Here is a 14,704-nt window from a genome sequence, read left to right on the forward strand (position 1 = left end):
CGGCCCTCTGTCACAGGAGAGGGAGAAAACCAGCGCGCGGCGTAAGTATTTACACAGACTGTTCCCTCTCCCCTTAGGGGAGAGGGTTAGGGTGAGGGGAGTTCGCTTTATGGCTTAACCGATCTGCCCGTTGCCCAGGTGCTTCACTCGGCGCTTAACTTCTTCCTGCTTGCCGGCGTTAAACGGACGTGCGTCCGGGCTGCCGAGATAACCGCATACGCGGCGGGTAACCGACACGCGCGCCGCATCGTGGTTACCGCATTTCGGGCAGGTAAAGCCCTTGCTGGTACATTCGAACTCGCCGGTGTAGCCGCACTCGTAGCATTCATCGATTGGCGTATTGGTGCCGTAGTAAGGCACGTGCTTATAGCTGTAATCCCACACATCTTCCAGCGCCCGCAGGTTGTGCTGGATGTTCGGGTACTCGCCGTAGCAAATGAAGCCGCCGTTAGCCAGAGGTGGGTAAGGTGCTTCGAAATCTATTTTGTCGTAAGGATTCACCTTTTTCTCCACGTCGAGGTGGAAGCTGTTGGTGTAGTAGCCTTTGTCGGTAACGCCAGGCACGACGCCGAACTCAGCGGTATCCAGACGACAGAAGCGGTCGCACAGGTTCTCACTTGGCGTGCTGTAGAGGCTAAAGCCGTAGCCGGTTTCTGCCTTCCAGCTGTCGGTGGCTTCGCGCAGACGAGCCACGATAGCAACAGCTTTCTTACGCAGGGCTTCGCTGTCATATACGTGCTGATTACCGAACAGGGCGTTCACCGTTTCGTGGATGCCGATGTAGCCCAGGGAAATGGACGCCCGGCCATTTTTAAAGATCTCAGACACGTCGTCGTCGGCCTTCAGGCGCACGCCGCAGGCGCCTTCCATATAGAGGATCGGGGCCACTCGGGCTTTGACGCCTTCCAGGCGGGCAATGCGGGTCATCAGCGCTTTACGCGCCAGCAGTAAGCGTTCGTCCAGCAATTTCCAGAAGGTGGCTTCATCCCCTTTGGCTTCCAGCGCAATGCGCGGCAGGTTCAGGCTGATCACGCCGAGGTTGTTACGCCCGTCGTGGATCTGCTCGCCGTTTTCTTCGTATACGCCGAGGAAGCTGCGGCAGCCCATTGGCGTTTTAAACGAGCCGGTGACTTTCACCACCTGATCGTAATTAAGAATGTCCGGGTACATGCGTTTGGACGCGCATTCCAGTGCCAGTTGCTTAATGTCGTAGTTGGCGTCGCCGAACTTATGGTTCAGACCGTCCTGGATCGCAAAGACCAGTTTTGGGAACACCGCGGTCTTGCGATTTTTACCCAGGCCGGCGATGCGGTTGCGCAGAATCGAAGTCTGGATCAGGCGTGATTCCCAACGGGTACCGAGGCCAAAACCAAAGGTGACAAACGGCGTCTGCCCGTTGGCGGTATGCAGGGTATTCACTTCGTATTCAAGGGACTGGAAGGCGTCGTAGCACTCCTTCTCGGTGCGGGAGTGAGCATATCCCTCCGCGTCGGGGATCTGCCACTCTTCAGCAATTTTACGGTGCTTGTTAAAGCTTTCGGTCACAAACGGGGCCAGCACTTCGTCGATGCGGTTGATGGTGGTTCCGCCGTAAATATGGCTGGCAACCTGGGCGATGATCTGCGCGGTAACCGCCGTTGCGGTAGAAATGGATTTTGGCGGTTCGATTTCGGCGTTACCCATTTTAAAACCGTGGGTCAGCATACCTTTGAGATCGATAAGCATGCAGTTGAACATCGGGAAAAACGGAGAGTAGTCGAGATCGTGATAGTGAATATCGCCGCGCTCGTGCGCGAGCACCACGTCGCGCGGCAGCAGGTGCTGCTTGGCATAGTGCTTGGCGACGATCCCGGCCAGCAGGTCGCGCTGAGTGGGGATCACTTTACTGTCTTTGTTAGCGTTCTCGTTGAGCAGGGCGGAATTAGTCTGCTCAACCAGGCCACGAATTTCCTGGTTCAGGCGGCCACGCTTCTCGCGCTCAATATCGCGGTCATGGCGATACTCAATATAGGCGCGCGCCAGCTGCTTGTAGTTTCCGGCCATGAGCTGGTTTTCCACGGCGACCTGGATCTCGCCGATGTCGACCTGGCTGCGACCGGCCATCTGCTGACTGACGATATCTGCGACGGTGGCGCAATAGTCCGCGTCATCGACTCCCGCTGCTTTAGCTGCACGCAGAATGGCTTCTCTGATGCGCTCTGAAGTGAAAGGTACCTTGCACCCGTCTCTTTTCATCACATGCGGTGTCATGATTTCTCCGTTTATTTTTAGGTTATCCACAAATGTAGGGGGATCTCCGGGAGCTCGTAGCCAGTTGTCCTGTCAAAATTTCCCGAAAGTTGGCCCTTTTTATCCACAGATAATCCCCAAGCTTATCCTGAGGGCCTTGTCGTTATAATAGTCGATGAATACAACATGTAGGGCCGGGATGCATTCTAAGTTCTATATATAGTGATTTGCATCAAACATGTTTGCGATTTTATTGATTCAGAACAAAGTAAATCGGGGGCGGTAGAAACGGCGGGCGTTGTCTATGGGAGGGAAATTATCCGATTAATTTTTCGTATAAATATTCTACAAACACCCGAGTCTTTGGCGGGATTTTTCCTCCGGCATACTTCACCCAGAGCTGCTGCGGCTCGGGGGCTGAACCCTGCAAAATCGGCACTAATTTGCCTTCGGTGATGGGACGGGTGAGATACCAGTCGGCGAGATAAACGATCCCCATGCCGGACAGCGCGGCATCCATCAGAGAATCTGGCGAGGTGGAGATAAACCAGGCTGAAGGCTCATCAAACAGCGTTTCGTTATTCATCCATTGCTGAAGGCGCCCGGTGCCGGAGTTGCGGTGGATGAGGCAGCGATGCTTCGCGAGATCTTCTGGCGTTTGTGGCGTTCCGTGTTGAGCTAAATAGGCCGGTGACGCCGCCGTAATCATTTTCGAGGTATACAGTTCGCGCGCCACCACGCGGTTATCTCTTACCGTGCGGTGGCCGATGGCCACGTCAATGCGCTCGCCAATGAGGTTGACGCTGCGGGCTTCCATCGACATCTCAAAGCGAATCAGCGGATAGCGCCGCTGGAATTCGGCCAGGATCGGCATCAGGCAGTGACGGCCAAAGCCAGGGATCACGCTGACGCGCAGCAGCCCCGAAGGTTCCGCCCCCGGATTAACCAGCGCCTGGTTCAGCGCCTGCCACAGCGGAGCGACCTCTTCACGCAGCGCAGTCCCTTCTTCGGTCAGCACCACAAAGTGCGTATTGCGCACAAAGAGCACGATGCCCAGCCGCAGTTCAAGCTGACGTATGCTTTTGCTCACCGCCGCGGGCGTAATGCCCAACTGACGGGCTGCCTCGGAAAAACTCTGGCAGTCTGCCGCCGCCAGAAAAGCGGGAATGAGCCGATGAACGTCAGCGGAAAGCATCATGCTTGTAACCTTTGGTTGAAACAGATGTGCCATGTTATGGACTACAGGTAAGTCCTGTCATCTGAAAAGATAGCCTCATCCCAAAAATGAGGTCTGAAAGATGAATAAAATATTAGTGCTGGCGGCACATCGTGCCCCTGAAGAATCTCGTATTAACCGCGCTGGCGTTACGGCCCTGAAAAGCATCGCAGGCGTCACCGTGCACGAACTTAAGCGTGAGTACCCGGATCATCAGATTGACGTTGAGCGTGAACAGGCGCTGCTGGTGGAACATGACGCGATTGTGCTGATGTTCCCGTTCTGGTGGTACAGCTCCCCGGCGATCCTGAAAGACTGGCAGGATCAGGTGCTAACCTTTGGCTTTGCCTACGGGACTAACGGCACCGCGCTGCACGGCAAAAAGCTGATGGTCATGACGTCGACGGGCGGCCAGGCGGAGGCTTATCGTGCAGAAGGTGCTAACCGCTACACGGTGGAAGAGCTGCTGCTGCCGTTCCACGCGATGGCGAATAAGACCGGTATGATATGGCAGGCTCCTGCGCTTATTCAGGGGGCGAATACGATTACGGAAGTGCTGATCGACGAAGGCGTTAACGGCTGGCTGAGCCGGGTTCAGGCGCTAAAAGGGTGATTTCCCCTCATCCCGGCCCTCTCCCCAAAGGGGCGAGGGGGCAAACAACGGGGTAAAGCAGTACTCAATCTATTCCCTCTCCCTTTGAGGGAGAGGGGTAGGGTGAGGGTCAGAAGCGACATTGGGGGTTGTCAGTAATCAGACTAACGCTTAATCCAGTACACCGCCTCAAACGGCCTCAGGCTCATCTCCGCAGGTTTAGGGGCGGCATCAGCGTAGTTACTCATCAGTACTTCCCATTCACCTTCGTGCCCTTCCAGCTGCAGCCATTGCGCCTCTGCGCTAAGGTTTGCGGCAACTACCAGCGTCTGGCCTTCATGTTGGCGGCTGTAGCTCCACACCAGCGGGTGCTCCGGCAGCAGATCCTGATAATTCCCCCAGGTCAGCACCGGTTCTGCCTTACGCAGCTTGATCAACTGCTGGTAGGTATAGAAGACCGACTCTTTGTCCTCCAGCGCCGCTGCGGCGTTGACCGTCTGGTAGTTATCGCACAGGCCAATCCACGGCGTGCCTTCGCTAAAGCCTGCATTACTGCCGGCATCCCACTGCATCGGCGTGCGGCTGTTATCGCGTGACTTGCTGGCAAGAATAGCCATCAGCGTGTTGCTGTCGCGTCCAAGGGTTCGCAGCTCGGCAAACATATTCAGGCTTTCCACGTCGCGGTACTGATCGATGCTGGAGAAATGCGGATTGGTCATCCCAATCTCTTCCCCCTGATAGATGTACGGCGTGCCTTGCATGCCGTGCAGCACCATCGCCAGCATCTTCGCGGAGGTGGTTCGCAGCTCGCCTTCGTGACCAAATCGGGACACGATGCGCGGCTGGTCGTGGTTACACCAGAACAACGCGTTCCATGCCACGTTGTGCATACCCTGCTGCCAGTGGTTGAAGATTGACTTCAGCTCCACGTAGTCAGGTTTTGCCAGCGTCCATTTCTCACCGCCAGGATAATCCACCTTGAGGTGATGGAAGTTAAAGGTCATCGACAGCTCGCTGCCGTCGAGAGCGCCATATTTCTGGCAGTTATCCAGCGAGGTGGAGGACATCTCGCCGACGGTCATCAGGCCGAGCGGCTTAAAGGCATCGCGGCTGAATTCCCGCAGGTACTCGTGAACCCGTGGGCCATCGGTGTAAAAACGGCGCCCATCCCCGCCGTGCACGTCATTCGGGAACGTCTGGTCTTTTGAAACCAGGTTAATTACGTCGAGGCGCAGGCCGTCCACGCCGCGATTGGCCCAGAACTCGCAAACCTTCTTCAGCTCGGCGCGAACCGTCGGGTTTTCCCAGTTAAGGTCTGCCTGCTCAGGCGCGAAAAGATGCAGATAGTATTGCCCGGTTTCCGCCTGCCACTGCCAGGCGTTGCCGCCAAACTTCGAACGCCAGTTATTCGGCAGAATATCCGGCGTGCCGTCGCGCCAGATATAGAACTCGCGGTACGGGCTGTGTTTATCCTGCGCCTGCTTGAACCAGTCGTGCTCCGTGGAGGTGTGGTTAAACACCATATCGAGCACCAGACGAATACCGCGCTGGTGGGCTTCGGCCACCAGCAAATCAAAATCTTCCAGCGTGCCGTAGGTCGGATCTATCGCGCAGTAGTCAGCGACGTCGTAGCCGTTATCTATCTGAGGCGACACATAAAACGGCGTCAGCCAAATGGCATCTACACCCAGCGTTTTGAGGTAATCCAGACGCTGAATCACGCCCTTCAGATCGCCGGTCCCGCTGCCGGTCGTGTCCTGGAAACTCTTCGGGTAAATCTGGTAGATGACGCCGTTCTGCCACCACGGAGGAGTGATATTCATAGCGAGTTCCTGCTAGCTGAAGGGGCGGAATTGCCCCATAAACTGATGACAAACTTCTGGCAGTAGAAAGAACCGTAAGTGCCATCAAAAATAAACAAGGAAAATCAACGGGCTGATTTTCAGCTGATAACCCACAAAGCGAGAAAAAGTCACTTTGCTCTGACGAAAAGGGGGCATTTCTGCCCCCGGTTTATCTCACTACACCACCAGCAGCGTGCCCTGGCGGAATTTACGCTTGTAGACGATGGAGGTCAGGATAATCGGCACAATCACCGCGATAACAATTGCAATGGCGTAGACGCCCCAGAACTTAGGCTGAATGGACAGGATGCCCGGCAGACCGCCGACGCCAATCCCGTTCGCCATCACGCCGTTCAGGCCGCACAGCAGGCCAGCCAGGCCGGAACCGACCATCGCGCACAGCATCGGGAAGTGGTACTTCAGGTTGATCCCGTACATAGCCGGTTCGGTGACGCCGAGGTAGGCAGAAATGGCCGCCGGGACGGAGATTTCACGCTCATTCTGCTTGCGGCTACAGATAATGATGCCGACAACCGCAGAAGCCTGCGCGATGTTAGACAACGCAATCAGCGGCCAAACCGGTGTCCCGCCCAGGCTCTGGATCATCTGCATGTCGATGGCCAGCGTGGTCTGGTGAACGCCGGTAATCACCAATGGTGCATACAGGAAACCAAACAGCGCAGCGCCGATAGGGGCGAAGCTGCCGGTCATCAAGTGGCGAACCGCGAACGCCACGCCGTCGCCGATCATACGGCCAAACGGCCCGATGACGGTGTGCGCCAGGAAAACTGCCAGGATCAGCGAGCAAACCGGTACGATAACCAGATAAAGATAATCCGGCACGATGCGTTTCATACGAGTTTCGATGAAGCCGAGCGCCAGACCGGCCAGCAGCGCCGGGATAACCTGTGCCTGGTAACCGACTTTCTCAATAGTGAACCAGCCGAAGTTCCACACTTCCGGGATCTTGGTGCCCAGTTCGTAGGCGTTCATCAGCTGCGGGGAGACCAGCGTAACGCCCAGCACGATGCCGAGGATCGGCGTGCCGCCCATTTTCTTCACCGCAGACCAGCAAATGCCCACCGGCAGATAGAAGAAGATCGCTTCACCAATCAACCACAGGAAGTCATAGACGGTTTTCAGCGCCGGGTACATCTGGGCAAGGGTTTCCCCGTTGCTCATCGGCAGGTCGCCAATGACGTTACGGAAACCGAGGATCAGGCCTCCGCTGATAAGCGCAGGCAGCAGCGGGAAGAAGATCTCTGCGAAGTGGGAGATCAGCTGCTCGTGCCATTTCATGTTTTGACGCGCCGCCGTTTTGGCCTGCTCCTTGTCGGCGGAGTCCAGCCCGGTCGTGGCGATCAACGCTTTGTAGTAATCATCCACATCGGTACCGATAACCACCTGGAACTGGCCGGCATTGGTAAAGCAGCCTTTCACCATGGGCAGATTTTCGATCTCTTTAGGATGGGCATTTTCGGGATGGTTCAGCACAAAACGCAGTCGGGTAATGCAGTGGCTGACGGTGGCGATATTCTCGCGCCCGCCAACCAGTTCGATCAGTTTGTCGATGTCTTGTTGTTTTACTTTGCTCATAAGTAACACCCTGGGTAGGAGGTAATGACCTGTTGTAAGGGTAGCCAGGTTTCTATTTTACGAAAATGGGAACGTTCCCGAAACCGGGCGAAGATCACAAAATCCCGGTCAGGGGCGGTTTTATTGCAGGTGACTAGGGATGACGATTTGCCGCAGCTGTTGGCCCTGAGAAATCTGCCCGATCAGCTGTAAAGCCGCGGCACGACCGGCTTCGGCGTAGCCTGGGTCAACGGTAATGATTTCAGGATGCAAGAATTTCATCAGCGGCGTGTTCCCCACGCTCGCCAGTTGAATATCGCTGCGGTTTTGCTGCTGGAGATATTTGCTTGCGCCCAGCGCCAGGGTGTCAGTGGCGCACAGCAGGGCGGTGGTTTTCGGGGTCAGAACTTCAACCACATGCTCGTAGCCCTGCTTCATGGCAAGGCCGGGCAGGGCGGCATTTGGAACGATATCGTGGTCACGGCAAAAAGCGAGATACGCCTGGTGGCGGCGGTAACCGGTGGTGACGTCGCCGTGCGGTACGCCAAGGAAGCTGATGTCCCGGTGACCCTGCTGATAAAGCGTGGACATCAGGATGTGAATAGAGCCTTCATCGTCATAGCACACCGAAGCGAAGCCGCTGGCGTCTCGCGCCATCAGCACCAGCGTGGAACGCCATGGCTGCAGCACTTTCTCGTTGATGCCGGTGAAGCCAAACAGAATCACGCCGTCGATGTTGCGGCGGCGCAGCATGCCAAGATGCTCCTCAACCATCTCTGGTGAGAACTGGCTTTCCATCATGATCGGATCGTAGCCCTGCTCGTAAAGGCAAGGCAGCATGGTTTGCACCGCCAGATTTTCCGACAGTGAGTCCAGGCGGGTCACGATAATGGCGACGACTTTATCGCTTTGGCCCCGCATCGCGCGCGCCGAGCGGGAGGGGGAAAACTCATGCTGCTGCATTACCGCTTCAACCCGTTCCCGCGTGCGGGCGCTGACGCCGCTTTCATTGTTCAATACGCGAGAAACGGTAGATTTCCCCACGCCGCTCAGGCGGGCAATATCTTTGATGGTAAGGCGACTTTGCATGGTTGTTCTTTTCCCTGGCGGTCACGGTGCAAATTGGCTGGTTGGACAATGGCGGCTAGCCCTGTTCCCTTTGGGACACGAATGCGGTGATTGTCACTCGTTTGCCACCAACCTGTAATCCGGATTATTTAGAATATACTTATCAGGAGTAAAGTTTTAACGCGCTATCCCGTTCCCGATATGGGCAAAATCTGGTTTACAGACGGTTTAGTTTTACGGGCGTAGTATACCTGGCATTCTCATTATGCCAGAAGGCGTAATGCTATTTTTCTTTCAACGCTACCGGAGATGACATGGAACCCGATCCCAGTCCTCACCCTGAAGTAACAGGAATTTTCCGGTAAGCCACAGGTTAACGCCCGCTGCCTTACCGGTTTTGTAAGGCAGTGACGACCGCTCTCTTTTACGTCCCTGCTTGTTGATGCTCTCCTGCCTGATGCCGCTTTGTTGCGCCTGCAGGAAACTTAGGTACCGCTCAAGACGGTGCTAAGGACGTTTATGCAATTCAAAAACCTCACACGCCAGCTGATGTCCCAGCTGAGCCGCCATCTGCCGCGCCGCCTGGTGCAGCGCGATCCTATGCCTGACGGGAAAGTGGTGGCGAAGGCCGCCGATATTCCGGCGACGCTGACCCAGGCCTGCCTGAAATATGCCGCCGCCAGCGAAGAGCAGCTCTACGTTGAGTTTGGCAGCCACCCGGAAGGGCTGGACGCTCGCGAAGTCGAAAAGGCGCGTGAAACCCACGGTCTGAACCAGATCCCGGCGCAGCAGCCCGCGCCGTGGTTTGTGCATCTCTGGGTTTGTTACCGCAACCCGTTCAACCTGCTGCTGACGGCGCTGGGGATTTTCTCCTACGCAACGGAAGATGATCTGTTTGGCGCCAGCGTCATCGCGCTGATGGTGGTCATTTCCACGCTGCTGAACTTCATCCAGGAAACCCGCTCCACCCGCGCGGCGGATGCGCTGAAGGCGATGGTTAGCAACACTGCGACCGTGCTGCGTGTGATCAACGAACAGGGTGAATATGCTTATGTCGAAGTTCCGCTGGACCAACTGGTGCCGGGGGATATCGTTAAGCTTGCCGCAGGTGACATGATCCCGGCGGATCTGCGCGTGATTCAGGCGCGTGACCTGTTTGTTGGCCAGGCGTCGCTGACCGGGGAATCTCTGCCGGTCGAGAAAGTTGCCGTCAGCCGCCAACATGACCAGCACAACCCGCTGGAGTGCGACAACCTCTGCTTTATGGGCACCAACGTGGTCAGCGGCACCGCGCTGGCGATGATTATCGCCACCGGCGGCAACACCTGGTTCGGCCAGCTTGCCGGACGTGTCACCCAGCAGGAAAGCGAACCTAACGCCTTCCAGCGGGGTATCAGCCGCGTAAGCTGGCTGCTGATCCGCTTTATGCTGGTGATGGTGCCGGTGGTCCTGCTGATTAACGGCTTCACCAAGGGCGACTGGTGGGAAGCGGCGCTGTTCTCGCTCTCCGTTGCCGTCGGCCTGACGCCGGAAATGCTGCCTATGATTGTGACCTCCACGCTGGCGCGCGGGGCGGTCAAACTGTCGAAGCAAAAAGTCATTGTGAAACACCTGGATGCTATCCAGAACTTTGGCGCGATGGACATCCTGTGTACCGATAAAACCGGCACCCTGACCCAGGACCGCATCGTGCTGGAAACCCACACCGATATCTTCGGTGAGCAAAGCGATCGCGTGCTGCATACCGCCTGGCTGAACAGCCACTATCAAACCGGCCTGAAAAATCTGCTCGACGTGGCGGTACTGGAAGGCGTCGATGCCGATCACGCCCGCACGGCGGTTGCCCGCTGGCACAAAATAGATGAAATTCCTTTCGACTTTGACCGTCGCCGCATGTCGGTTGTGGTCTCCGAGCAGGCCGACGTGCATCAGCTTATCTGTAAAGGCGCGCTGCAGGAGATCCTCAACGTCTGTACCCACGTGCGCCACGGGGACGAAATTGTGCCGCTCAGTGAAGGGATGCTGGCGCGCATTCGCAGCGTAACCGACTCGCTAAACAGCCAGGGTCTGCGCGTGGTTGCCGTTGCCACCAAATTCCTGCCAGCCCGCAGCGCAGACTACAGCCGTGTGGATGAGTCCGACCTGATCCTCGAAGGCTACATTGCCTTCCTCGATCCGCCGAAAGAAACCACCGCTCCGGCGTTAAAAGCGCTGAAAGCCAGCGGCATCGCGGTGAAAATCCTGACCGGCGACAGCGAACTGGTCGCGGCGAAAGTATGCCGTGAAGTCGGTCTGGAAGTCGGCGACCTGATTATCGGCAGCGACATCGAAGAGATGAGCGATGACGAACTGGCGCGCGTGGCGCTGCAAACCACGCTGTTTGCCCGCCTGACGCCGATGCACAAAGAGCGTATCGTTCGCCTGCTGCGCGGTGAAGGCCATGTGGTTGGGTTTATGGGCGACGGCATCAACGATGCTCCAGCGTTACGTGCGGCGGATATCGGTATTTCCGTTGACGGCGCGGTGGACATCGCCCGTGAAGCTGCCGACATCATCCTGCTGGAAAAAAGCCTGATGGTGCTGGAAGAGGGCGTGATTGAAGGCCGTCGTACCTTCGCCAACATGCTCAAGTACATCAAAATGACCGCCAGCTCCAACTTCGGCAACGTCTTCAGCGTGCTGGTGGCCAGTGCCTTCCTGCCGTTCCTGCCGATGCTGCCGATCCACTTACTGATTCAGAACCTGATGTACGATGTCTCGCAGGTCGCGATCCCGTTTGATAACGTCGATGATGAGCAAATCAAGCAGCCGCAGCGCTGGAATCCGGCCGACCTGGGCCGCTTTATGGTGTTCTTCGGGCCGCTCAGCTCCATCTTCGATATCGTGACCTTCGGCGTGATGTGGTGGATTTTCAAAGCCAATTCCCCGGAAGCGCAAACGCTGTTCCAGTCCGGCTGGTTCGTGGAAGGCCTGCTGTCGCAGACGCTGATTGTGCACATGATCCGTACCCGTCGCATTCCGTTCCTGCAAAGCCGTCCGGCCTGGCCGCTGATGGTGATGACGCTGCTGGTGATGGCGCTCGGGATTGCGCTGCCGTTCTCCCCGCTGGCGGAGTATCTCCACCTGCAGGCGCTGCCGCTGAGCTACTTCCCGCTGCTGGTGATCATCCTGGCAGGCTACATGATGCTGACTCAGGCGGTAAAAGGTTTCTATAGCCGCCGTTACGGCTGGCAGTAATCCAAATATTGGCGAGATGTGATCCACGTCTCGCCACCGCCTTGCTGAAAAATCCTTCACGTGATAACAGATTGTTTTTGCTGTTTTCTGGCCCGTCACGTGAAAGGATTATCCATGTTCAAATCGCTTCGTTTCAGCCTGCTGGCCGCAGGTATCGCCGTTGCCTGCCAGGCGCAGGCCGCTCCCGCAGGGGATCTCCCGCTAATGCCCTGGCCGCAGCAGGTCGAACTCCCGGCCACGCAGGGCAGCCTGCCGCTGACTAACGCCGTGTCTATTGCCATTAGCGGCGACAAGCTCGAAGGGGCTATTGACCGCTGGCGGCAGCGCATCAGCCTGCAAACCGGCTGGCAGCTTCAGCCTGCGGCTGCACAGCCGGCCAAACCCACGATTGCTATTCAAATTAAACAAGCCGTTGATCCACTGCCTAAAGCTGACAGCGACGAAAGTTATGCCTTAAGCGTGACGGCGGACGGCGTGAAGCTCACCGCTAACACGCGATTTGGGGCAATGCGCGGCATGGAGACCTTGCTGCAGCTGATTCAAAATGGCCCGCAAAACACATCGATTCCTTATGTCGAAATCAAAGATATCCCGCGTTTCCCGTGGCGCGGGCTGCTGCTTGATTCGGCTCGCCACTTTATGCCGGTGAACGACATTCTCCGTCAGTTGGACGGGATGGCCGCCGCCAAGCTGAACGTCTTCCACTGGCACCTGACGGACGATCAGGGCTGGCGCTTTGCGTCGACGCATTATCCAAAGCTGCAGCAGCTGGCGAGCGACGGGCAGTTCTACACTCAGGCGCAAATGAAACAGGTGGTACGCTATGCCACCTCGCTGGGCATTCGCGTGGTGCCGGAAATCGACCTGCCGGGCCACGGTTCCGCGCTGGCTGTCGCTTACCCGGAGCTGATGAGCGCGCCGGGGCCTTACCAAATGGAGCGCAACTGGGGCGTTCTGAAGCCGCTGCTAAACCCGGCAAACGAAGCGGCCTACAAATTTGTTGATACGCTGATTGGCGAAGTTACAGCCATTTTCCCGGACAGTTACTTGCATATCGGCGGTGATGAGGTGGATGACACCCAGTGGAAAGAAAACGCCGCCATCCAGCAATTTATGAAGCAGCACAACCTGGCGGACTCTCACGCGCTGCAAACGTACTTCAACCAGCGGCTGGAGAAGATCCTCGAGAAACATAAGCGCCAGATGATGGGCTGGGATGAGATTTATCACCCGGATCTGCCGAAGAACATTTTGATCCAGTCCTGGCAGGGGCAGGATTCGCTGGGGGCGATTGCGGCCCACGGCTACAAAGGCATTCTGTCCACGGGCTTTTACCTCGATCAGCCGCAGTCCACCGCCTACCACTACCGCAATGAAGTCCTGCCGGTTGGGCTAAACGGGGTGGATCACATCCGCGAGGCCGACAGCGCGCAGAGCTGGTTCTTCAGCATGCCTCGCCTGAAAGGTAGCGCGGTAGAAGGCAGTTTTACGCTGGTGAAAAGTGACGGCGGCTGGCGCGGATTCATCGACTTCAAGGGTAAATCCCGCCGTGCAGTTCATGACGTAAAATGGCTGAGCCCAACTCAGGTAACCTTTACGGTAGACACCTGGATGGGTGAAACGCGCCCGGTAGTCACGCTGGAAAACGACAAGCTTAATGGCTACTTCCTGGTGGGCAACGTGCGCTATCCGGCGACCGGGCAGAAGCTCGAAGGCATCCCGGATGGCAAACAGCCTGTGCTCCCAACCGAAGCGCAGATGAGCAATATCCTCGGCGGCGAAGCGGCGCTGTGGGCGGAAAACGTGATCTCCCCGCTGCTGGATATCAAGCTCTGGCCGCGGACTTTTGCCGTAGCCGAGCGGCTGTGGTCGGCTAAAGACGTCACAGACGTGGACAATATGTACCAGCGTATGCAGGCCATTGATGCCTGGTCCACGGTTTCCGTTGGCCTGCGTCAGCATACCGAGTCCGTTACGCAGCTCACTCGCCTCGCCGGTACACCGGAGATCATGCCTCTGCAAATCCTCGCCCAGGCCATTGAGCCGGCGCAGTACTACACGCGCCAGCATCTGAAATTCCAGGCCGGGAATTACAACCACTTTGAGCCGCTGAACCGCTTTGCCGATGCGCTTGGGGCAGAAAGTGGGCAGGTCAGGGCGATTAACGGTTGGGTGGACAAACTGATTGCCGACAGGGAAGACGGGAACAGTGCGGAAGCGTTGCGCCATATCTTCACTCGCTGGCAGAACAACACCCCGGACGTATTGGCGCTGATCGACGGCAACTACGTGCTAAAACCGCTCAAGCCGGTTGCTGAAGACGTGGACAAGCTCGCCGGGCTGGGCTTAAGGCTGACGGATTTGGTGGCGAAGCAAGGTTCGCTCAGCGATGACGAGCTGAAAGCCATTCAGGCTCAGCTGGATGCTGCGGCGCAGACTCGTGATGAAGTGGTGATTGCGGCGGTGTATCCGCTGGAGAAACTGCTGCGGGCTGCCGTGAAGTAAGAAAGAAATGGCCCCGTAAAAGCGGGGCCAGAAGCAAAGCGCGACGGCGAACTAGCGGCGAACGGCGATAGCTTCGATTTCGATTTTAACGTCTTTCGGCAGACGAGCCACTTCAACGCAAGAGCGAGCCGGGAAGGTCGCATTATGTTCGTTGAAGAAAGCTTCGTAGGTGGCGTTCACGGTCGCGAAATCATTCAGATCTTTCACAAACACGGTGGTTTTCACGATGTCGCCCACTTTCAGGCCCGCGGACTCAACGATAGCCTTCACGTTTTCCAGGGACTGACGAGCCTGAGCGGCTACATCTTCCGGCACTTCGCCGGTTTTTGGGTTAACCGGGATCTGCCCGGAAGTGATGATCATGCTCCCGAGATCGACACCCTGAACATAAGGACCGATAGCGGCCGGTGCATTTTCCGTGCTAAGCGTACGTGACAT

The 14,704-nt window shown here is 56.9% G+C and carries 9 protein-coding genes; 3 read left to right on the plus strand and 6 right to left on the minus strand.

Features of this window, described 5'->3' with window-relative positions:
* Positions 1-114: 114 nt before the first annotated feature.
* Both nrdD and F3J26_RS17300 read right to left on the minus strand, forming a co-directional pair.
* Entirely contained in the window at positions 115-2,250 is a 2,136-nt protein-coding gene (nrdD, locus tag F3J26_RS17295; RefSeq protein ID WP_008454740.1) for an anaerobic ribonucleoside-triphosphate reductase, read from the minus strand.
* A gap of 295 nt (positions 2,251-2,545) precedes the next feature.
* Entirely contained in the window at positions 2,546-3,427 is an 882-nt protein-coding gene (locus F3J26_RS17300; protein WP_008454738.1) for a LysR family transcriptional regulator, read from the minus strand.
* Positions 3,428-3,527: 100 nt separating this feature from the next.
* On the opposite strand from F3J26_RS17300, the gene F3J26_RS17305 reads away from it, so the two are divergent.
* Positions 3,528-4,058 carry an NAD(P)H-dependent oxidoreductase gene (locus tag F3J26_RS17305; RefSeq protein WP_166995042.1) on the plus strand — a complete coding sequence of 177 codons (531 nt, stop codon included), beginning with the start codon at positions 3,528-3,530 and terminating at the stop codon, positions 4,056-4,058.
* A 143-nt stretch (positions 4,059-4,201) separates the two neighbouring features.
* On the opposite strand, the gene treC is transcribed toward F3J26_RS17305, so the two are convergent.
* The 3 genes from treC to treR form a co-directional block, all read right to left on the minus strand.
* Positions 4,202-5,860: an alpha,alpha-phosphotrehalase gene (gene treC, locus F3J26_RS17310; RefSeq protein ID WP_166995044.1), complete on the minus strand. Its 1,659-nt coding sequence runs from the start codon at positions 5,858-5,860 to the stop codon at positions 4,202-4,204.
* Between the two features lie 198 nt (positions 5,861-6,058).
* Positions 6,059-7,477 (minus strand): PTS trehalose transporter subunit IIBC, encoded by a 1,419-nt coding sequence (gene treB, locus F3J26_RS17315; protein ID WP_008454726.1) that lies wholly within the window; start codon positions 7,475-7,477, stop codon positions 6,059-6,061.
* Positions 7,478-7,597: 120 nt separating this feature from the next.
* Positions 7,598-8,545 (minus strand): trehalose operon repressor TreR, encoded by a 948-nt coding sequence (treR, locus tag F3J26_RS17320; RefSeq protein WP_008454725.1) that lies wholly within the window; start codon positions 8,543-8,545, stop codon positions 7,598-7,600.
* A gap of 498 nt (positions 8,546-9,043) precedes the next feature.
* On the opposite strand from treR, the gene mgtA reads away from it, so the two are divergent.
* Positions 9,044-11,761: a magnesium-translocating P-type ATPase gene (mgtA, locus tag F3J26_RS17325; protein WP_166995046.1), complete on the plus strand. Its 2,718-nt coding sequence runs from the start codon at positions 9,044-9,046 to the stop codon at positions 11,759-11,761.
* A 114-nt stretch (positions 11,762-11,875) separates the two neighbouring features.
* Positions 11,876-14,266 (plus strand): beta-N-acetylhexosaminidase, encoded by a 2,391-nt coding sequence (locus tag F3J26_RS17330; protein ID WP_166995048.1) that lies wholly within the window; start codon positions 11,876-11,878, stop codon positions 14,264-14,266.
* A 51-nt stretch (positions 14,267-14,317) separates the two neighbouring features.
* On the opposite strand, the gene ridA is transcribed toward F3J26_RS17330, so the two are convergent.
* Positions 14,318-14,704: a 2-iminobutanoate/2-iminopropanoate deaminase gene (gene ridA / locus F3J26_RS17335; RefSeq protein WP_008454721.1), complete on the minus strand. Its 387-nt coding sequence runs from the start codon at positions 14,702-14,704 to the stop codon at positions 14,318-14,320.

Source organism: Enterobacter sp. Ap-867 (assembly GCF_011752855.1).
Taxonomy (GTDB): domain Bacteria; phylum Pseudomonadota; class Gammaproteobacteria; order Enterobacterales; family Enterobacteriaceae; genus Cedecea.